This window comes from Pandoraea sp. NE5, assembly GCF_024363545.1.
Lineage (GTDB): Bacteria > Pseudomonadota > Gammaproteobacteria > Burkholderiales > Burkholderiaceae > Pandoraea > Pandoraea cepalis.
The window spans coordinates 1,751,816-1,773,378 of record NZ_AP025517.1 but is presented as its reverse complement, the minus strand read 5'-3'; the positions used below and the strand labels follow the sequence as shown (position 1 = coordinate 1,773,378).

Annotated in this window: 11 protein-coding genes; 7 read left to right on the top strand and 4 right to left on the bottom strand. The window is 64.9% G+C overall.

The features are described from left to right. Positions 1-6: 6 nt before the first annotated feature. From hemE to PanNE5_RS08025, 7 genes are all read left to right on the top strand, one after another. The gene (hemE, locus tag PanNE5_RS08055; protein ID WP_026131880.1) at positions 7-1,077 is read left to right on the top strand and encodes a uroporphyrinogen decarboxylase; all 1,071 of its coding nucleotides are present in this window, start codon (positions 7-9) and stop codon (positions 1,075-1,077) included. Between the two features lie 394 nt (positions 1,078-1,471). Continuing rightward, positions 1,472-3,979 carry a primosomal protein N' gene (locus PanNE5_RS08050; protein WP_261939588.1) on the top strand — a complete coding sequence of 836 codons (2,508 nt, stop codon included), beginning with the start codon at positions 1,472-1,474 and terminating at the stop codon, positions 3,977-3,979. A gap of 130 nt (positions 3,980-4,109) precedes the next feature. Then, the gene (locus tag PanNE5_RS08045; RefSeq protein WP_017233605.1) at positions 4,110-5,423 is read left to right on the top strand and encodes a molybdopterin-dependent oxidoreductase; all 1,314 of its coding nucleotides are present in this window, start codon (positions 4,110-4,112) and stop codon (positions 5,421-5,423) included. Positions 5,424-5,437: 14 nt separating this feature from the next. After that, positions 5,438-5,776 carry a hypothetical protein gene (locus PanNE5_RS08040; RefSeq protein ID WP_017233606.1) on the top strand — a complete coding sequence of 113 codons (339 nt, stop codon included), beginning with the start codon at positions 5,438-5,440 and terminating at the stop codon, positions 5,774-5,776. A 117-nt stretch (positions 5,777-5,893) separates the two neighbouring features. Continuing rightward, complete coding sequence (putA, locus tag PanNE5_RS08035) at positions 5,894-9,874, top strand: trifunctional transcriptional regulator/proline dehydrogenase/L-glutamate gamma-semialdehyde dehydrogenase (protein WP_410007566.1); 3,981 nt, start codon at positions 5,894-5,896, stop codon at positions 9,872-9,874. 500 nt (positions 9,875-10,374) lie between these two features. Further along, positions 10,375-11,919, top strand: a complete 1,545-nt coding sequence (gene putP / locus PanNE5_RS08030) for a sodium/proline symporter PutP (protein WP_039830227.1) — start codon at positions 10,375-10,377, stop codon at positions 11,917-11,919. Positions 11,920-12,127: 208 nt separating this feature from the next. Beyond that, positions 12,128-13,270 (top strand): branched-chain amino acid ABC transporter substrate-binding protein, encoded by a 1,143-nt coding sequence (locus tag PanNE5_RS08025; RefSeq protein ID WP_017233609.1) that lies wholly within the window; start codon positions 12,128-12,130, stop codon positions 13,268-13,270. A 204-nt stretch (positions 13,271-13,474) separates the two neighbouring features. Here PanNE5_RS08025 and PanNE5_RS08020 read toward each other — a convergent pair whose 3' ends face one another. From PanNE5_RS08020 to gcvP, 4 genes are all read right to left on the bottom strand, one after another. Then, positions 13,475-14,890, bottom strand: a complete 1,416-nt coding sequence (locus tag PanNE5_RS08020) for an alanine/glycine:cation symporter family protein (protein ID WP_261939587.1) — start codon at positions 14,888-14,890, stop codon at positions 13,475-13,477. 283 nt (positions 14,891-15,173) lie between these two features. Further along, entirely contained in the window at positions 15,174-16,796 is a 1,623-nt protein-coding gene (locus PanNE5_RS08015) for a shufflon system plasmid conjugative transfer pilus tip adhesin PilV (protein WP_261939586.1), read from the bottom strand. 250 nt (positions 16,797-17,046) lie between these two features. Beyond that, on the bottom strand, positions 17,047-18,456 hold the full coding sequence (locus tag PanNE5_RS08010) for an L-serine ammonia-lyase (RefSeq protein WP_017233612.1): 1,410 nt from the start codon (positions 18,454-18,456) through the stop codon (positions 17,047-17,049). A 139-nt stretch (positions 18,457-18,595) separates the two neighbouring features. Continuing rightward, the gene (gene gcvP / locus PanNE5_RS08005) at positions 18,596-21,523 is read right to left on the bottom strand and encodes an aminomethyl-transferring glycine dehydrogenase (RefSeq protein WP_261939585.1); all 2,928 of its coding nucleotides are present in this window, start codon (positions 21,521-21,523) and stop codon (positions 18,596-18,598) included. Between the last annotated feature and the right edge of the window lie 40 nt (positions 21,524-21,563).

The following is a 21,563-nucleotide window of genomic DNA, read 5'->3' as shown; positions in this document are numbered from 1 at the left end:
CGCGACGTGTCCCAAGCTCTGCAAAACGATACTTTCCTGCGCGCACTGCTGCGCCAGCCGACCGAGTACACGCCGATCTGGCTGATGCGCCAGGCGGGCCGGTACCTGCCCGAATACAACGCCACACGCGCCAAAGCCGGTAGCTTTCTGGCGCTCGCCAAGAACCCCGCCTACGCCACCGAGGTCACGCTGCAGCCGCTCGAGCGCTTCCCGCTCGATGCCGCCATCCTGTTCTCGGACATCCTCACCATTCCCGACGCCATGGGCCTCGGCCTGTCGTTTGAGGCGGGTGAAGGGCCGCGTTTCGCCCACCCGCTGCGCACCGAGGACGATGTGCGCCGCCTGCGGGCGCCGGACCTCGACAGTCTGCGCTACGTCTTCGACGCCGTCGCCGAGATCCGTCGCGCCCTGAACGGACGCGTACCGCTCATCGGCTTCTCCGGCAGCCCGTGGACGCTCGCTTGCTACATGGTCGAAGGGGCCGGGTCGGCCGACTTCCGCACCGTCAAGACGATGATGTACGAGCGTCCCGACTTGATGACGCATATTCTGGAGACCAATGCGCGCGCCGTTTCGGCCTACCTGAACGCCCAGATCGAAGCGGGCGCGCAGGCGGTCATGGTGTTCGACACGTGGGGCGGGGCGTTGGCCGACGGTCTCTACCAACGGTTCTCGCTCGCCTACATGCAAAAGGCGCTCGCGGGCGTGCATCGCGAGTGGAATGGCGCACGCATTCCCCACATCGTCTTCACCAAGGGCGGCGGTCAGTGGCTCGAAGCCATCGCCGACACCGGACCCGACGCCATCGGACTCGATTGGACCGTGGATCTCGCGGCCGCGCGCCGTCGCGTCGGCGATCGTTGTGCGCTGCAAGGCAACTTCGATCCCACCGCCCTCTTTGCAGCGCCCGAGGCCATTCGCGCCGAGGTTCGCCGCCTGCTCGACGCTTATGGCAACGCACCAGGCCACGTATTCAACCTGGGGCATGGTATTTCGCAGTTCACGCAACCCGATCACGTTGCGGCACTCGTTGACGAAGTCCACCGCTACAGCCGAAAGCTGCGCCAAACGGCGTAATTGGCGACACGCACCAGCGGCGGTGCGGCTCGCGAGGCCATTTGCCTTGCAGACCCAACCGCCGTTTCAAGCACCGAATGTCAAGCGTAAACCTGTCGAGTAACCCCTCCAATTTACGGAGTTGTCCCGAAGACTTATGCACAAATTCTCGCTGCGCCGCCGCAAGTGAGAGGTAACGGGGGGTAAGCTTCGACGCCGCTCATAAGCCATTGATCAAAAAGCATTTTTGATTCAGGCAAAGTCTAAGCACGGCACCGCGTGAGGGCCGCCTGGTGAGGCTGACGAGAGATAATCCCCACAGTTCTCAACATAGTTATCCACAAGCACTTCAAGTCCACCGGAAACCCGACTTAAATCCGGGGTTTACCGACACTTCTCAGGATTCACTTTAAGTTTGACCTGCGCCGACGACCTGCCCGCCCCGTCTCTTGCATCGACTGCGGATGCCCTGCCCCCGGTCGCCCAGCCGCGCCTCGGTGCGCCCGCTATCGCCCGCGTGGCGCTCGATACGCCCCTGCTCACGCTGTTCGACTATCGGCTCGACCAGGCCGCGAGCCCTGGGCAACTGGTGCAGGTACCGTTCGGACGCCGACAGGTCGTAGGCGTCGTCTGGGAATTGACGCACCGCAGCGAAATCGCACCGGGCAAGCTGCGTGACGTCACCGCCGTCTGGCATGAATTACCGCCGCTCGGCGAGGATTGGCGTGAGCTGATGCAGTTCGCCTCGCGCTATTACCAACGCGGTATCGGTGAGGTGGCCCTGCCGGGCGTCCCGGCGCATCTGCGCACGCCGATGCGCTGGCCGCGGCTACTCGCCCAGCGTGGCGTGCAACGTTACCGGCTGGCCGACGGCGCCCTGGCCGCGCTCCTGGAGAACGTGCCCGCCCGGCTGCGCGCCCAGCGCCGTTTGGCCGAGGGTCTGGCGCAAGCCGGCACGCTCGATGCGGACGAGGCGCGCGCCCTGTGCGCAAAGGCCGCCGACGTGCTCAAACAGTGGGCCGCCGCCGGCTGGGTCGTCGTCGACACCGTGCCGTTCCACGAAGCGGTACGCCATGCCGATGAAGCTGACGATGAGGATGGCGAATCGAGCGCCGCTGACGCCAACGCTCCCACCGATTGCGCACTCGCCGACGCTTTGGCCAATATCGACCTCGGCACGCAGGACACGCCGCGCGCCACCAGAACGTTGACTGTCGGGCAAGCCGACGCCGTCGCGGCCATTCACGACGCGCTCGAAGTCGCCGGCGCCCAACGCCTCGACGCCACAGCGCCATTGGGCAAGCTCGACGCCGGCAATGCGGGCGACACGGGGGACCTCCCCGCCTGCCCCCCCTTCCTGCTCTATGGCGTGACCGGCAGCGGCAAGACAGAAGTCTATTTGCGCGCCGTGGCCGAGGCGCTTCGCGAGCGCGACGCCCAGGTCCTCGTGCTCGTGCCGGAAATCAATCTGACGCCCCAACTCGAAGGCGTCTTCCGTGCGCGATTCCCCGGCGAGACGCTCGTCACACTGCACAGCGGACTGGCCGAAGGCGAGCGAGCCCGGCACTGGCTGGCCGCCCATCGCGGCGAGGCGCGCATCGTGCTCGGCACCCGACTCGCGGTGATGGCGTCGCTGCCGCACCTGCGCCTCATCGTCGTCGACGAAGAGCACGATCCGTCCTACAAGCAACAGGAAGGGTTGCGCTACTCGGCGCGCGACCTCGCCATCTGGCGGGCGAACCGGTTGCGCATCCCCGTCGTCCTCGGCTCGGCGACGCCGTCGCTCGATAGCTGGCGGCGCGCCGAGCAGGGCCGCTACGTGCGCCTCGCGATGCCCGAGCGCGCCACGCCCGATGCCGTGTTGCCGCGCGTCTCGCTCATCGACATGGACATCGAGCGCAAACTTCAGCGCACGGTGCACGAGGGCTTGTCGCAATCGCTGCTCGCCGCCATTCGCGCCCGGCTCGAAGCGGGCGAGCAAAGCCTGCTGTTCCTGAACCGCCGCGGTTACGCCCCGGTGCTCAACTGCGATGCCTGCGGCTGGATCAGCGACTGCCGCCGGTGCAGCGCCCACATGGTGTTGCACAAGCCCGAGCGGCGGCTGCGCTGCCATCACTGCGGCGCCGAGTCGCGCATTCCGCATGCCTGCCCCGATTGCGGCAATCTCGATCTCGCGCCGCTGGGGCGCGGCACGCAGCGCATCGAGGAGGCGCTGGCTGAACAGTTCCCGGACGCCCGGCTCGCGCGCATCGATGCTGACAGCACACGCCGCAAAGGCAGCGCGCAGGCGCTGTTCGCGCAGGTCCATGCGGGCGAAGTCGACATCCTGATCGGCACGCAGATGGTCGCCAAGGGCCACGACTTCCGTAACGTCACGCTCGTGGGCGTGGTCAACGCCGACAGCGCCCTCTTCTCCCACGACTTCCGAGCGGCCGAGCGTCTGTTTGCACAACTGATGCAGGTGGCCGGGCGCGCCGGGCGCGCCGCCCGCGCCGACGGCCCCGGCGACGTGCTGATTCAGACGCGCTACGCGTCGCACCCGTTGTTCGCGTCGCTCATGCGTCACGACTACGCGGGCTTCGCGGCGCAGCAACTGGAGGAGCGGCGCGTCGCCCTGCTGCCGCCGTTCACGCATCAAGCGCTCCTGCGCGCCGAAGCCCGGCGCCTGGACGACGCCATGACGTTTCTCAAACAGGCCCGCGAGATCGCCGCCACGCCCGCGCTGCACGACGCGCGCATCTCCCTGTGGGATCCGGTGCCGATGACGATGGTCCGGATCGCGGGCACCGAACGCGCCCAGCTCGTGGTCGAGAGCCCGCATCGCGGCGCGCTCCAACGCTTCCTCACGCACTGGATGAGCGAGCTGCGCGCACTCAAGGCGCCCGTGCGTTGGCACCTCGAAGTCGATCCTCTCGAAATATAAATCGGTATATAGCGTTCCGGAAATTTGACAACATCGCCCGAATCCCCGACGATGCAGACAGTAGTCGATCACCGCACGCCGAACGGTTCACGTCATCTGCACGATAAGAAGTCCTACAGGAGACATCCCGATGAAATCGCACGACCGGCGCGCCGCCCCTACGGCGCCGCACATCGCCACACCGCCCCTCCCGCCCACCGAATCGCCTTTGGCCGAGGCTTCCCGGCGCCGCTTCTTGCGACGCGCGGGTGCACTGGGCGTTGGCGCCAGCCTCGCGGGGCGCGCACTTGACGTCCTCGCCGCCACCACCGCACCGCAGATGGTGACGCTGCCGTTTGCCAATGGGGAACGCGAACTCGTCGCGTATCCGCAGAAGCGCCCGCTGATCCGCTTGACGGCGCGCCCCCCGCAACTGGAAACGCCGTTCGCGATTTTCAACGACGGGCTCATCACGCCGAACGATGCGTTCTTCGTGCGCTACCACCTCGCGGGCATTCCGACCGACATCGATCCGGCGAAGCATCGGATTCACGTGCGCGGCAGCGTCGCCAAACCGCTCGATATCTCGCTCGCGTCGCTCAAGAAGGACTACGGCGCCCCAGTCGAGATCGTGGCCGTCCACCAATGCTCGGGCAATAGCCGTGGCTTTTTCGAGCCGCGCGTCGCCGGCGGACAGATTGCCAATGGTGCGATGGGCAACGCGCGCTGGCGCGGCATTCCGCTCAAGCGGATTCTCGAACGGGCGGGCGTGTCGGCCAGCGCAAAGCAAGTGACGTTCGAAGGGCTTGACCGGCCGATCGTCCCCACGACGCCCGAGTTCGTGAAGGCGCTCGACCTCGATCACGCGATGGATGGCGAAGTGATGATCGCGTTCGCCATGAACGGCAAGGATCTGCCGATGCTCAACGGCTTTCCGGTGCGGCTGGTCGTGCCGGGCTACTACGGCACGTATTGGGTGAAGCATCTGGCGGACATCAACGTTATCGACAAGGTGTTCGACGGCTTCTGGATGGCCACGGCGTATCGCATTCCCGATAACGACTGCAATTGCGTCACGCCCGGCAAGGCGCCCGAGAAGACAAAACCGATCGAACGCTTCACCGTGCGCTCGTTCGTCACGAGTCTTGCCGACGGCGAGCACGTGGCGGCGGGCAAGGCGGTGCGCGTGCGCGGCATCGCGTTCGACGGCGGCGAAGGGATTCGCGACGTACAGTTCTCGGCCGACGGCGGCCAGACCTGGCAGGCGGCTCAGCTCGGCCACGAACTGTCGAAGTACTCGTTCCGCGAATGGACGGCGTCGTTCACGCCCCCCAAGCCCGGCGAGTACGCGCTCCAAGTGCGGGCGACGAATCGTGCAGGGGTGTCGCAACCGCTGCAATCGCTGTGGAATCCGGCCGGCTATCTGCGCAACGGGGTGGAAACCGTGCGTGTGATCGCGGCTTGAGACGGGGGACGATCATGAACCTTTCGAAGATTGCGCGCCGCGCGGCCCTGCTGTCCGGCCTGTTGGGTCTGTTCGGCGTCTTCGCCGCCCCCGTCCATGCACTCGAGATCAAGCTGCCGCAGGAGACATCGCAGTTGAAGGCCTCGACGCTGGCCGGTTATCAATCGGCGAACTCGTGGTGCGTCATGTGCCACTCGCTCGACTACGTCAACACCCAACCGCCTATGTCGGCGGCCTTCTGGAGCGCGGAAGTCACCAAGATGGTGAAAGTGTATGGCGCGCCCATCCCGGAAGATCAGGTCAAGCTGATTTCGGAGTATTTGGGAAAAACGTACGGCACCGACCAGAAGTAACGCCTCTCGCCCCGGCCCGCGGGCCGGGGCGCCACACGACGTTTCGCGTGTCGGCCTCACACCTAGGTGCAACCCTAATATCGACTCAGGTTGCACCTCTTTTGAAACCCGGTTACGATGCCGAAATTCACCCGCTATGGGTGTCACGTTTTCGCGTCATCAGGTAACCCTTCCATGGCTAACACCACCCTCGGCGTCAAGGTCGACGACGTACTGCGTACCCGGCTCAAAAGCGCCGCCCAGCAAATCGAGCGCACCCCGCACTGGCTCATCAAACAGGCCATCTTCGCTTACCTGGAGCGCATTGAGAGCGGCGCGCTGCCGCCCGAATTAAGCGGCGCGACCCAATCGGGCACCGAGGTGATCGACGGCCACGCAGGCGACGATACCGTGCCGCATCCGTTCCTCGAATTCGCCCAGAACGTGCAACCGCAATCGGTGCTGCGGGCGGCAATCACGGCGGCCTACCGCCGCCCCGAGCCGGAATGCGTGCCCGTGCTCGTCGGTCAGGCCAAACTGGCCCCGGCGACCGCGACGTCGGCCTCCGACCTCGCCCGCAAGCTCGTCGTCGCGCTGCGCGGCAAGAGCACCGGCGGCGGCGTGGAAGGTCTGATCCACGAATTCTCGTTGTCCAGCCAGGAAGGCGTGGCGCTGATGTGCCTGGCCGAAGCCCTGCTGCGCATTCCCGACAAGGCCACGCGCGACGCGCTCATCCGCGACAAGATCAGCAAGGGCGACTGGCACGCCCACATGGGCAATTCGCCGTCGATGTTCGTCAACGCCGCCACCTGGGGCCTGATGATCACCGGCAAGCTTGTGACCACCACCAGCGAAGCCGGTCTCACCAAGGCCCTCACGCGCCTGATCGGCCGCGGCGGCGAGCCGCTCATCCGCAAGGGCGTGGACATGGCCATGCGCCTGATGGGCGAGCAGTTCGTGACCGGGGAAACCATCTCCGAAGCACTCGCCAACAGCCGCAAATACGAAGCCCAGGGCTTCCGCTATTCGTACGACATGCTCGGCGAAGCCGCGACGACCGAAGAGGATGCCCAGCGCTACTACGCGAGTTACGAGCAAGCCATTCAGGCCATCGGCAAGGCTTCGGCCGGCCGCGGCATCTATGAAGGCCCTGGCATCTCGATCAAACTATCGGCCCTGCATCCGCGCTACTCGCGCAGCCAACATGAGCGTACGGTCGCGGAACTGCTGCCGCGCGTGCAGGCGCTCGCCAAGTTGGCACGCTCTTATGACATCGGCCTGAATATCGATGCCGAAGAAGCCGATCGCCTCGAAATCTCGCTCGACCTGCTCGAAGCGCTGTGCTTCGATCCCGAGCTGGCCGGCTGGAACGGCATCGGTTTCGTGGTGCAGGCCTATCAGAAGCGTTGCCCGTTCGTGATCGACTTCATCATCGATCTGGCGCGTCGCAGCCGTCACCGCATCATGGTGCGCCTGGTCAAGGGTGCGTACTGGGATACGGAAATCAAGCGCGCGCAGGTCGACGGGCTCGAAGGCTATCCGGTCTATACCCGCAAGATCTACACGGACGTGTCGTACCTTGCCTGCGCGAAGAAGCTGCTCGCCGTGCCGGACGCCATCTACCCGCAGTTCGCCACGCACAACGCCTACACGCTTTCTGCCATCTATCACCTGGCGGGCAATAACTACTACCCCGGCCAGTACGAATTCCAGTGCCTGCACGGCATGGGCGAGCCGCTCTACGAAGAGGTCGTCGGCCCGATCGCCTCGGGCAAGCTCGCGCGGCCCTGCCGCGTGTATGCGCCGGTCGGTACGCACGAAACGCTGCTCGCCTACCTCGTGCGCCGTCTGCTCGAAAATGGCGCGAACACCTCGTTCGTGAACCGGATTGCGGATGAGACCGTCAGCGTCGACGAACTGATCGCCGATCCGATCTCGGAATCGGAGAAGGTGCAACCGCTCGGCGCACCGCATGCCAAGATTCCGCTGCCGCGTGAACTGTATGGTGTAGCGCGCGCCAACTCCTCGGGCTTCGACCTGTCGAACGAGCACCGTCTCGCGTCGCTGTCGTCGGCCCTGCTCGCCAGCGCGGGCACGCCGTGGCGCGCCGCGCCAATGCTGGCCGACGGTGAGCGCACCACGGGCACGCCACGTGCTGTGCGCAATCCGGCCGATCTGCGCGACACCGTGGGTCAGGTCATCGAGGCCACCTCGGCCGATGTGGATGCCGCGCTCGTCAACGCCGTAGCCGCTGCCCCGATCTGGCAAGCCACGCCGGTCGAGGAACGCGCCGACAGCCTGATGCGCTCGGCCGATCTGCTTGAGGCCCACATGCCCACGCTCATGGGCCTGTGCGTGCGCGAAGCGGGGAAGTCGCTGCCCAACGCCGTGGCCGAAGTGCGTGAGGCCGTCGACTTCCTGCGCTACTACGCCGCGCAGATCCGTCAGGGCTTCTCCAACGACACGCACCGCCCGTTGGGCCCGGTGCTGTGCATCAGCCCGTGGAACTTCCCGCTCGCGATCTTCGTTGGTCAGGTCGCCGCCGCGCTGGCCGCCGGTAACCCGGTCATCGCCAAGCCGGCCGAGCAGACGCCACTCATCGCCGCCGAAGCGGTTCGCCTGATGCACGCCGCCGGCGTTCCGGCCGGCGCGCTGCAATTGCTGCCGGGCACAGGGGAAACAGTCGGCGCCGCGCTCGTGGCCGACGCCCGCACGAAGGCCGTCATGTTCACCGGCTCGACCGAAGTGGCGCGCATCATCGCGCGCACGCTGGCCGAGCGCCTCGACGCCAATGGCCGTCCGATCCCACTGATCGCCGAGACCGGCGGTCAGAACGCGATGATCGTCGATTCGTCGGCGCTGCCCGAACAGGTCGTGTACGACGTACTCGCATCGGCTTTCGATTCGGCCGGTCAGCGCTGCTCGGCGCTGCGTGTGCTGTGCCTGCAGGACGACATCGCCGACAAGACGTTGCATATGCTCAAGGGCGCGATGCAGGAACTGGCCATCGGCAATCCGGATCGCCTGTCCATCGACGTCGGTCCGGTGATCGACGCCGAAGCGCAAAACGGCATCAACCGCCACATCGAGCAGATGCGCGACAAGGGCTTCCCGGTCGAACAACTGCCGCTGCCCGACGCCGCCCGCCACGGCACGTTCGTGCCGCCGACACTCATCGAGCTGACCGATCTCACGGCGCTGCAACGCGAAGTCTTCGGCCCGGTGCTGCACGTGATCCGCTTCAAGCGCGCGCAACTCGACAAGCTGCTCGATCAGATCAACGGCACTGGCTACGGCCTGACGTTCGGCGTGCATACGCGTATCGACGAAACCATTGCCTATGTGACCGAGCGCGCCCATGTCGGCAACGTCTACGTGAACCGGAACGTGATTGGCGCCGTGGTCGGCGTGCAGCCGTTCGGCGGCGAAGGCTTGTCTGGGACGGGTCCGAAAGCCGGCGGTCCGATGTATCTGCCGCGTCTGCTGGCGACGCGTCCGGCTTCGCTGCCCGCCGAGCTGAACCGCAACGAAGCCGCGCTCTCGCCGTTGGTGAGCTACCGCGACTGGCTGCGCGCGCAGGACAACTCGGCCGATAGCGCCGCCGCGATTCATCGCGTCGACCGTTATCTGGCCACGTCGGCACTCGACGCCACCGCCGTGCTGCCGGGACCGACCGGTGAGCGCAACACCTATGGTCTGGAGCCACGCGGCCCGGTCCTGTGCGTGGCTGCCACGCCGCTCGGCGCGCGCACGCAACTGGCTGCCGCGCTGGCGACGGGCAACGACGCCGTCTTCACGGAGAGCATTGCCGCCCGCGAACTGGTGAGCGCCCTGCCGGCCGCCCTCAAGGGACGCGCGTCAGTGTTGGCGGCAGGGGCGGACGCCGCCGCCGAGCCATCGCTCGCCGCGGTGCTGTTCGAAGGCGACAGCGACGAGTTGCGCGCCCTGAACCGTCGCATCGCAACCCGCAACGGTCCGATCCTGTCGATGCAGGGCCTCGCGCCCGAGGCGCTGGCCGCCGGTGACGACTACGCACTGGAGCGACTGCTGTGCGAACGCTCGGTGTCGGTCAACACGGCTGCCGCAGGTGGCAATGCCAACCTCATGACCATCGGCTGATCGCGGCGGACCGTCAGGTTTCGCGACGAATCCCGTCGGATTCGTCCGAAATCTGATGGCTGAATCCGCAGGATTCGCAGGTTCCGACTGCCGATTTCGCCCCCCTCCCCGGACGCGCCGTCGTCCCGATCGCGTTGTCCTCAGCGGCTGCCAGCGTCCTGCCTTCCGGGACAATGGCGGCCGCGATGGGTTAACGGGTCAACCGCCCGCCTCATTCCAGCGCCTTCCTGCGCTTTTCTCGCGCCTCCCCGCCCATCTCCCCGATCAGCCCAACGCTTATCACGCCCCGCCGCACCTCCCGTACTCACGCACGCCGCGCGCATTCGCGGTATCTTCGCGCCCGCCCCCGACATATCACGCGTCTCACCGCCATTGCGCGGTCAACCCGTGCCAGCGACACGTATCGCTGGCCATAGCGTTCGTCGTCCCGCGTCGCCGCCTCTTTCGTCATGCCGGCAGAGGCGCGCAACGCACGTGACACCGACGCTCGAGGAGGCTACATGTCCCTTTGGAATCCCACTGCGGTGTCATTCACCGTGTATTTGCTATTGATGCTGGTGATCGGATGGCTCGGCTATCGCGCCACCCACGATCTTTCCGACTACATTCTCGGCGGACGTCGCCTCGGCAGCTTCGTCACCGCGCTTTCCGCCGGGGCTTCCGACATGAGCGGCTGGCTCTTGCTCGGCCTGCCTGGGGCGATCTACATGGGCGGCCTGTCGGGTGTCTGGATCGCCATCGGCCTGGCGATCGGCGCGTGGGCCAACTGGCATCTCGTGGCCGCGCGCTTGCGTGTGCATACGGAGGTGTGCGGCAACGCGCTGACCCTGCCCGAGTACCTCACACAGCGCTTCGGTGACCGCAGCCACGTGCTGCGCATCGTCACGGCGCTCGTGATCCTCATCTTCTTCACGATTTATTGCGCGTCGGGGGTCGTTGCCGGCGCCCGGCTGTTCGAAACGATGTTCGGCCTGGAATACCGCACGGCGCTGTGGATCGGCGCTGTGGCGACCATTGCCTACGTCTTCATCGGCGGATTCCTTGCGGTGAGCTGGACCGATACGGTCCAGGCCTCGCTGATGTTCGCCGCACTGGTCGTCACCCCGATCGCCGTGATTGCGCTCGACGGCAGCCCTGCGGCGGCCGTGGACGCGGTCACCGCCGTGCACCCCGCCCATACCGATTGGTTCGGCGATCTCGCGCCTATCGGCGTCATCTCGATGCTCGCCTGGGGTCTGGGCTATTTCGGCCAGCCGCATATTCTCGTGCGGTTCATGGCCGCGCGCTCAGCGGCGGCGATTCCGCAGGCGCGTCGCATCTGCATGACCTGGATGGTGCTGTGCCTGACCGGTGCGGTCGCCGTGGGCTTCTTCGGACTGGCGTTCTATAGCGCGCGGCCCGATCTCGGTGCCGGTGTGGCGGCAAACCCGGAGACCATCTTCATGGCGCTCACGACCCAACTCTTCACCCCGTGGCTCACGGGCGTGCTGCTGGCGGCGATTCTCGCAGCCGTGATGAGCACCTTGTCGTGCCAGCTGCTCGTGTGCGCCAGTGCACTGACGGAAGACCTCTACAAAACGTTTGCGCGCGGGCCGGTCAGCCAGGGCCGCCTCGTGTGGATCGGCCGGGCGATGGTGTTGAGCGTGGCAGTGATCGCCGTGGTGTTGGCCCTCGATCCGCAGAGCCGCGTGCTCGGCATGGTGAGTTACGCCTGGGCGGGTTTCGGGGCGGCCTTCGGTCCGCTGGTGCTGGCCACGCTGCTATGGCCGCGCGTCACCCGTAACGGGGCGCTCGCGGGCATTGTCGTGGGGGCGGCCACGGTCCTGATCTGGAAGCAGTTCGGCTGGTTCGACCTGTACGAAATCCTGCCGGGCTTTGTGCTGGGCGGCCTGGCGCTCATCGTGGTGAGTCGCTTTGACAAGGCCCCAAGCGCCGACGTGCTCGCCCGCTACGCCAGCGCCGAAGCGACGCTGCGCGCGATCCAGCAAGGCGCAAAGGGCGATTCGGGTAGCACCGGCGCTCCGACGGCGCAACCCTCGCCATAAGCGGGTAGCACCTTCCATCGGAACTTCTCCCTCTTGACCGGCGCGCGCAGCCATCCAATACTGCCGCGTCGGACGCATATTGCGTTTGATTGCGATTGAAGCCGTCCCGGGCCGACCGGCCTTGTGCAGACGGCGATCCAAGAAAGGCGTGCCGCGGCGATCCCGCAGGCATGCCACTCAACGACATACACATGCAAGGAGAGGGTTGATGCAATCGAAGCTTACGCTCAGCGCGGTCGCCGTCGCGGGACTGCTCGCGTTCGGTACGGCCAACGCGCAACAGGCGCAGGAAGTGAAGCTGGGTTTTGCCGCACCGCTCACGGGCGCCCAGGCGCACTACGGCAAAGACATGCAGAACGGCATCCAGCTCGCCATTGACGAGTACAACGCCACGAAGCCGACTATCGAAGGCAAGCCGGTGAAGTTCGTGTTGCAGTCGGAAGACGATCAGGCCGACCCGCGTCAGGGTTCGCTGGTCGCGCAGAAGCTGGTCGATTCGGGCATCAAGGGCATGCTCGGCCACTTCAACTCCGGCACGACGATTCCCGCTTCGCGCATCTATGCGCAGGCAGGCATTCCGGAAATCGCCATGGCGACGGCCCCGGAATACACGAAGCAGGGCTTCAAGACGACGTTCCGCATGATGACCTCAGACATTCAGCAAGGGTCGGTCGTCGGTACGTTCGCCGTCAAGAAGCTGGGCTTCAAGAACATCGCCATCGTTGACGATCGCACGGCTTACGGTCAGGGCTTGGCCGACGAGTTCGAGAAGGCGGTGAAGGCCGCCGGCGGCAAGATCGTGCGTCGCGAGTTCGCCAACGACAAGGCCGTGGACTTCCGCGCCATCCTGACTAACCTCAAGCGCGCCAATCCGGACATGATCTTCTATGGCGGTGCCGACGCACAAGCTGGCCCGCTCGCCAAGCAATTGCGCGAACTGGGCATGAAGAGCACGCTGATGGCCGGTGAAATGGTCAAGTCCGACGCGTTCCTGAAGATCGCTGGCGACGCCGCCAACGGCTCGGTGGTGTCGCTCGCCGGCCTGCCGCTCGACAAGATGCCCGGCGGCGCCGCGTACGAGTCGCGCTACAAGGCCAAGTTCGGCAGCGCGCCGGAGACGTACTCGCCGTACGCCTACGATGGTGCCATGGCCATGATGTCGGCCATGAAGAAGGCCAACTCGACCGATCCGGCGAAGTACCTGCCGACGCTCGCGAAGACCAGCATGCCCGGCGTGACCACGCGTGAGCTGGCGTACGACAAATCGGGCGATCTGAAGTACGGTTCGATCACGCTCTACAAGGTGGTCGGTGGCAAGTGGACCGTGCTGGAGACCATCGGCGGCAAGTAAGCGCCTGGCGATGGGCCGATAGCGGTAACGACGAGGGCCGGTGAGGATGACTCACCGGCCCTCGTGCTTGATGTGTGCCGCCGTGGCATGACGCCGTTACAGCGATACAGCGTTGGGGCGTTGGGGCGTTAGGGCTTTCCCGCCATACCGCTTCACCGCGTTAGCGCGCAACGGCGTTTCGCCATGACCGACGGCACGCCCCCGTCACCAGACATCCTTGGGCAAACGCTCACGCATCTCCGGCGGCAATGCGTCGCGCGTGAAAACCGGCTCGGCGACACCCGCACGGCGCTGGGCCTGATAGTCGCGCCACGCGAGCAACGCGTACTTCATCAACAAGCCGATGGCGACCAGATTGATGAACGCCATCAACGCGGTACCGACATCCGCGAAGCTCCACACCAACGGCAGGCTGGCGACCGACCCCAGCATGACGGCCAGCAGCACCAACGCGCGGAAAATGTTGAGCAACCACAGACGCTGCGTCAGGTAGTCCATGTTGACCTCGGCATAGGCGTAATTGCCGAGCACGCTTGAGTAAGCGAGGAAGAACACCGTGATGCCGGTGAAGATCACCGCCCAATTTCCCACGTGAGCGGCCAGGGCGCGCTGGGTGAGCACGGCCCCTTCGGGTGCGGCACCCGGCATGAACTCGCCCGAGAGCAGGATCATGAATGCCGTGGCCGAACACACGACGATGGTGTCGAAGAACACGCCGAGCATCTGCATCAGGCCTTGCTGTACCGGGTGTTTGGTCGTGGCCACGGCGGCGGCATTGGGCGCGCTGCCCATGCCCGCTTCGTTGGAGAAGAGGCCACGCTTCACGCCCATCATGACGGCCTGGCTGACGGCATGTCCGGCGATACCGCCGGCGGCCGGCTCAAGCCCGAACGCGTGCCGCAGGATCATCGCGATCATGCCGGGGATCTGATCGAGGTTGACGACACAAACATAGATGGCCAGCCCGACATAGGCGAGCGCCATGACCGGCACGATCCATTGCGCAAAGCGTGCGACGCGTCGCACGCCGCCGTAGATGATCGGTGCCGTCATCAGCACCAGCGCAACGCCGATCCAGATCCGCTCCCAGCCGAACGACGCTTCCAGCGCCTCGGCAATCGAGTGCGACTGCACGGAGTTGAGCGCGAACCCGAAGGTGAACAGTAGCGCCAGCGCAAACAGGACACCGAATTTGCGCGACCCAAGGCCGATCTGTATGTAATACGCCGGGCCGCCGCGAAAGGTGTTGTCGTGGCGCGGCACCTTGAAGATTTGCGCCAGCGTGGATTCGACGAAGGCGGACGCCATGCCGAGCAGAGCGGTCATCCACATCCAGAAGATGGCACCCGGCCCGCCGATCGTGAGCGCGACGGCGACACCCGCGATATTGCCGGTGCCGACACGGCTCGCCAGCCCGGTGGCAAACGCTTGAAAGGGTGAGATGCCGGAGGTACTCCCGGAGGTACGCAGCAAACAGATGCTGTGCCAGAGCGCCCGGACCTGGATTCCACCGAATCGGACGGTGAAGTAAAGCCCCGCCCCCAACAAGGTGATCACAAGCGGGTATCCCGACAGCACCCCGCCGAGGGTATCGACCAACGGCTTGAGCCAGCTCTCCATGTCACGTGTCTCCTGTCGCAACCACTTGTTGGCCCCGCAATGCCAGGGGGCAAGCGACGAAGAATCTCAAGGTTTGACCCTGCGCGATAGAAACCGGCAAATCTTTCCGCCAATTCCTATACGCAACAGCGCGACAAGAAAAAAGCCGCCCGGCAAACGCCGCGCGGCTCAAAGACAAGGCAAGGAGACATCGAAAAGTAGGTTAACAAGCGCTTGTGTCGGTTGCGTGACAGTCACGAAAGCGGGCACGAAAGTGGGTACGAAGCCGCGGTGACTTTCGCGCTCACAAGTCCTTTGCCATACGGCAGTTATTGGTCCGGCTATCGCAAACGGTGAACCCAGCTGCCTTGGCATCACGTTCCGAGGAAAACCCGCAGGCAATAACGCCGTAGGTGTTGCCAAAAAAGACGTATGGCGTGCCGCCAGTTGTCACTTGCCGCCCGTTGTTGTCCGCGTTATAGACGGTCGCCCTTTCGTTTGAACCGAACGCACTCCTGTCACACCAACCTTTCGCGACAATGCTGCAAAAAAGCGCGCCCTCTATTTTTCCGTAGTATCCCGTCTTCCATCCGCCCGACATTCGATAATCGTTGCACCTGTTGTAGTAGTAATCCCAAGTCGCCATGACGATAGGCCTGTCCTTCTCGACGATTCGCTCGACCTCTTTATGCACGATCCTGGTGACGTACTCGGTGGTACGAGCGAGTTGCCACGTCCAACTGCCACCAGAGCTCTGGCACGAGAGCATTTTGCCGTCGGCGTCTCTCCCAATTTCGCCAGCCTGGCACGACGCATTTTGTCGGTTGGATCGATCCAGGCGGATGACGCCCGAGTCGGATTGAAGACTCTGTGCGGTCACCCGCCCCGCGCGCTCGATATTGTGGCGTTCCATTTTCAGCGTACCGCCGACGGTGGCCCCGCGTTTCGCGTCCAGGCTGCCGAGAATGGTCGCGTCACCCTTCACCGTTGCGCCCTGCACCTCAAGGCCTTTCATCGTCAGCATGCCGTCGCCTTCGATATTTCGCGCCCCGACGATGTCCTGCCGGTTCTTGCCTTTGTCACTCAGATGCAGTGGACCTTTCATCGTGGCCTGGCCCGCGATCTCAAGCTCCATCATGCTGAGCTTTCCCACGCCGACGATGTTCTTGATCCCTTTGATGCTTTGATGCGAATTGCCGTTCTCGAAGTCCAGATCACCCGTAATGTTGCGCGATCCGTCGCGTCGAACATTGACGTCCAGACTGTGCGTCAGGTAACCGCCCCGCATGGCGACCAATCCCGGCTTTCCCAATGGATTCGGAACAGTATCGGGAATGGGCTTCATACTCTCGTCGACAAATCGGAATTCCTGCGGCTTATCCATCGTGGATGTCCCACCGAAGACACCGACCGTCTTCGCGACAATCGCCGCGAAAGCGTAATCCGGCTCCGACGAATAAGCACGCTTTGCCGGTTCAGTGAGATACGTCAGCGAATTGATCTGGCAGTTCGGTGGCTTCTCGCGATCGCACTTCCGATAAATCCGGATACCGTAATCGCCCAGGCCATGCGGCGGCTTGCTTCCCACCCCGGAAATATCCAACACCGCCAACAGCGCTGCCGCGTCCAGCCGACCTATGTACGAATAATCGAACGACGACGAAGCAGGCTCATGGGTGAACGTATGGCCCTTGATCGCAAAAGTTTTACCAGGCGTCGACAGCAGCGATTCAATGTCCTTGTAGTACTTTGCGACGATGGTATCTGCCGCGTTGCCAATGATCCTCAGCCCGTGCCCGGCGCGCTCTGCCCGCTCGATCCGCATCTGCCGCATCTGATTCACGCCCCAAAACGTAATCAGCATCCCCACGATGGTGATCGCGATCGCTGCGGAGACGAGAAAGATCCCCGACTGATTTCTTCGCATTGATATGCCCCTTTCGAATCGTCCGGCAAAGGCGCGACATCGCGTGTCAGCGATTGCGGGATCGTTGAGATGGAGCATTGTCTGCGACGTCACTCGCAGTGTGTTTGGGATTCTTCCGTTAAATTCCGGCAGAAGGTGCGAATCCGGAAGGGCCGACCAGGAATAGAAAAGCCGCGTGGCTCATTGCCTTCTTCATGCCTACCCATTGAACCCGGCTCGTTGACCATCCGCTGCACCGTTTAGAGAAGTGTCAGCACTCCACGATATTCACCGCCAAACCACCGCGTGCCGTTTCCTTGTACTTGGTCTTCATGTCGGCACCGGTCTCGCGCATCGTCTTGATGACGGAGTCGAGCGACACGTAGTGCGCACCGTCGCCGCGCAACGCCATGCGCGCCGCATTCACCGCCTTCACGGACGCCATCGCATTGCGCTCGATGCACGGAATCTGCACCAGCCCGCCGACCGGGTCGCACGTCAGGCCGAGGTTGTGCTCCATGCCGATCTCGGCCGCGTTCTCCACTTGCTCGACCGTGCCGCCCTGTACCGCAGCCAGTGCCCCCGCAGCCATCGAACACGCCACCCCGACTTCACCTTGGCATCCCACTTCCGCCCCGGAAATCGACGCGTTGAGCTTGTACAGAATGCCGATGGCCCCGGCAGTGAGCAGGAAGTCGATCACGCCCTGCTCGTTCGCGCCGTGCACAAAGCGGTCGTAGTAATGCAGCACCGACGGAATGATGCCCGCCGCGCCGTTCGTCGGCGCTGTCACCACGCGGCCGCCCGCAGCGTTCTCTTCATTGACGGCAATTGCGTAGAGGTTCACCCAGTCCATCACCGACAGCGGATCGGACAGCGTACGCTCGGCGCGTTGTGTGAGCTGACGATACAACTCCGGCGCGCGACGTCGCACATGCAACGGCCCCGGCAGTTCGCCGTCGGCATCGTCGTTCCCAATGCCGCAACCGCGCGTCACGCACGACTGCATCACATCCCAGATGTTGAGCAACCCGCGACGAATATCTGCTTCCGCCGTTGCCGCGTCGCCGTGGTGCCAGACCTTCTCGTTCTCCCACATCAGTTCCGCGATGGTCTTGCCGCTTGCGCGGCACATCTCGAGCAGTTCCTTGCCCGTGCGGAACGGATACGGCAGTTGGTCGTGCGCGGCGAGCACCTGCGCGTTCGACGCGCCGGCCGTCACGACGAACCCGCCGCCGACCGACAGATAACGCCCTTCGCGCAGTTTGTTGCCCTCGGCATCGAACGCGTGGAATTTCATGCCGTTCGGATGCTCGGCCATCGCCTCGCGACGGTAGAACACCATGTGTTCCTTCTCGACGAACGGCACCTCGTGCTTGCCAAGAATCGACAGCACCTTCGCCTGACGCAGCGTGGTCAAACGCCCCGCAATCGTCGCCGGATCGACCGTGTCGGGCGCCTCGCCCATGAAGCCGAGCAGCACCCCCTTGTCGGTGCCGTGGCCCTTGCCCGTGGCGCCGAGCGAACCATACAGCTCGGCACGCAGCGTCGCCACCTGCGGCAGCAGGCCGTCGCGCTCCAGACCTTGCACGAACATCAGCGCCGCGCGCATCGGCCCCACGGTATGCGAACTCGACGGTCCGATACCGATCTTGAACAAATCGAAAACTGAAACGGCCATGGGGCTTTCCTGAAGTTCTGAAACGTAGCGGAGACGCGACGAATGCCACCCATCCGGCGCATTCGCGTGACATCCATAAAGACAAAAAAGGGGCCGGCAACGTGTCTGCCAGCCCCTGATTGCCAAGCTTTCGCGACGCTTATTCGTAGTCGCTCATCGGCACGCAGGCGCAGAACAGATTCCGGTCGCCGTAGACGTTATCAGCACGTCCGACCGGCGGCCAGTACTTGCGCTCGCGCAGCGACTTCACCGGGTACGCCGCCTGACTGCGGGCGTAGGCGTGCGGCCATTCGTCCGCCGTCACCACGTCCGCCGTGTGCGGCGCGTGCTTGAGCGGGTTGTCCTCGCGATCGGCACGGCCCTCTTCCACGGCACGGATTTCCTCGCGAATCGCGATCATCGCCTCGATGAAGCGGTCGAGTTCGTGCTTCGATTCCGATTCCGTCGGCTCGACCATCAGCGTACCCGGCACCGGGAAGCTCATCGTCGGGGCGTGGAAGCCGAAGTCCATCAGGCGCTTCGCCACGTCGTCAACCGTGATGCCGCTGGTGTCCTTGAGCGGACGCAGATCCAGAATGCACTCGTGCGCGATCAGCCCGGCCGGGCCGCTGTACAGCACCGGGTAGTGCGGCGCGAGCTTCTTCGCGACGTAGTTCGCGTTCAGGATAGCCGTCTCGGTGGCGGCCGTCAGGCCCTGCGCGCCCATCATGGCAACGTACATCCACGAGATCGGCAGAATCGAGGCGGAACCATACGGCGCGGCCGACACGGCACCGATGCCGTTGGCGTCGCGCGAGTAGCCCGTCGAGTGCTGGTTCGGCAGGAACTGCGCCAGATGCGCGCCCACCGCGACCGGACCCACGCCCGGGCCGCCGCCGCCGTGCGGAATGCAGAACGTCTTGTGCAGGTTCAAGTGCGAAACGTCGCCGCCAAATTCGCCCGGTGCGCACAGGCCGACCATGGCGTTCATGTTCGCGCCGTCGACATACACCTGACCGCCGTTCGCATGCACGATCTCGCAGATCTGGCGCGCGCCGGCTTCGAACACGCCGTGCGTGGACGGGTACGTCATCATGATCGCGGCAAGACGGTCGCGATGCTGCTCGGCCTTCGCCTGCAGATCGGCCAGATCGACGTTGCCGTTGGCGTCGCAAGCGACCACCACGACCTGCATGCCGGCCATCTGGGCCGACGCCGGGTTCGTGCCGTGCGCCGACGCGGGAATCAGGCAGATGTCGCGATGCGCTTCACCGCGCGATGCGTGATACGCCTGAATGATGAGCAAACCGGCGTACTCGCCCTGCGAGCCAGCGTTCGGCTGCAGCGAGACGGCGGCGTAGCCAGTCGCGGCCACCAACATCTGTTCGAGCTGGTCGATCATCGCGCGGTAGCCGACCGTTTGTTCCGTCGGCGCGAACGGGTGAATCTGACCGAATTCGGGCCACGTCACCGGCAGCATTTCCGAGGTGGCGTTGAGCTTCATCGTGCACGAGCCCAGCGGGATCATCGTGCGGTCGAGCGCCAGATCCTTGTCGGACAGGCTGCGCAGATAGCGCAGCATTTCATGTTCGGAGTGGTAGCGGTTGAACACTGGGTGCGTGAGATACGCGCTTTGGCGCGCCAGTGCCACCGGGTAGCCGTTCGAGACGGTGGCCTCGATGGCGTCGAAGTCCAGCGAGACGGCGCTCTTGCCGAGGCCCTCGGCCACCACTTCCCACAGGGCGATCACGTCGTCGCGCGTGCTCGTCTCGTCGAGCGAGATACCGACAGTGTCGGCGTCTTCGCGACGCAGATTGAAGCGGCGTGCAGCGGCCACCGTGTGCACGGCATCGGCACGGCCGGCCACGGGCACGGTCAGCGTGTCGAAGAACGTGGCGTTGCGCGGCGCGGCGCCCAGTGCGGCGAGGCCGGCGGCCAGCACGGCCGTCAGACGATGCGTGCGCTCGGCGATGATGCGCAGCCCCTGCGGGCCGTGGTACGCCGCGTACATGCTGGCCATGATGGCGAGCAGCGCCTGCGCAGTACAGATATTCGATGTCGCCTTCTCGCGGCGGATGTGTTGTTCGCGCGTTTGCAGCGCCAGACGCAGCGCCGGCTTGCCTTGCGAATCGACCGACACGCCGACCAGACGGCCCGGCATCGAGCGCTTGAGTTCGTCGCGCGTGGCCAGGTAGGCGGCGTGCGGGCCACCAAAGCCCATCGGCACGCCAAAGCGCTGGCTGTTGCCAACGGCGACGTCAGCGCCCCACTCGCCCGGCGGCGTGAGCAGCGTGAGCGAGAGCAGATCGGCGGCGGCGATCAGCATGCCGCCCTTGGCGTGGATCGCGTCGGCCAGCGCGCGATAGTCGCGCACGTCGCCGCCCACGCCGGGGTATTGCACGAGCACGCCGAACGCATCGACATCGGCCGCGGCGGCCACCGGGCCGACCTGCACTTCGAAGCCCAGCGGCTTGGCGCGCGTTTGCACGACTTCGATGGTTTGCGGCAACACGTCATCGGCGACGAAGAACGTGTTCGACTTCGACTTGCCGGTACGCTTGACCAGCGTCATCGCCTCGGCGGCGGCAGTCGCTTCGTCGAGCATCGACGCGTTGGCGATCGCCAGCCCCGTCATGTCGATGATCATCTGCTGATAGTTGAGCAGCGCTTCGAGACGGCCTTGCGAGATTTCCGGCTGATACGGCGTATAGGCCGTGTACCAGGCCGGATTTTCCAGCACGTTGCGCAGGATCACGCCCGGCGTGAACGTGTTGGCGTAGCCCTGACCGATGAACGACCTGAACACCTGGTTCTGGCTGGCCAGCGCGCGCAGTTGCGCCAGCGCCTGCGATTCGGTTTGCGCGGCGGCGAACGGGCCGAGCGACTGGGCGAAGCGCGCGCCGTCGCGACGGATCGACGCGGGGACCACGGCGTCGATCAATGCGGCACGCGACGCGTAGCCCAGCTCGGCGAGCATCGCCTGTTGTTCGGGGGTGTCCGGGCCGATGTGGCGCGCGGAGAAGTTGTCGCGCTGCTCCAGCTCGGAGAGCGAGCGGCGCGGCGCTTGCAGGTCAGTCAAAGCATTCATGGGTCAGATCTCTCGTTCGATCACGGCAAGTGACGGCGGG

Bases quoted from the DNA above. Each gene is read 5' to 3' on its own strand.
- PanNE5_RS08045 (WP_017233605.1), top strand. From the start codon at position 4,110: ATGAAATCGCACGACCGGCGCGCCGCCCCTACGGCGCCGCACATCGCC.
- PanNE5_RS08040 (WP_017233606.1), top strand. From the start codon at position 5,438: ATGAACCTTTCGAAGATTGCGCGCCGCGCGGCCCTGCTGTCCGGCCTG.
- putA (WP_410007566.1), top strand. From the start codon at position 5,894: ATGCCGAAATTCACCCGCTATGGGTGTCACGTTTTCGCGTCATCAGGT.
- putP (WP_039830227.1), top strand. From the start codon at position 10,375: ATGTCCCTTTGGAATCCCACTGCGGTGTCATTCACCGTGTATTTGCTA.
- PanNE5_RS08025 (WP_017233609.1), top strand. From the start codon at position 12,128: ATGCAATCGAAGCTTACGCTCAGCGCGGTCGCCGTCGCGGGACTGCTC.
- PanNE5_RS08020 (WP_261939587.1), bottom strand. From the start codon at position 14,890: ATGGAGAGCTGGCTCAAGCCGTTGGTCGATACCCTCGGCGGGGTGCTG.
- PanNE5_RS08015 (WP_261939586.1), bottom strand. From the start codon at position 16,796: ATGCGAAGAAATCAGTCGGGGATCTTTCTCGTCTCCGCAGCGATCGCG.
- PanNE5_RS08010 (WP_017233612.1), bottom strand. From the start codon at position 18,456: ATGGCCGTTTCAGTTTTCGATTTGTTCAAGATCGGTATCGGACCGTCG.
- gcvP (WP_261939585.1), bottom strand. From the start codon at position 21,523: ATGAATGCTTTGACTGACCTGCAAGCGCCGCGCCGCTCGCTCTCCGAG.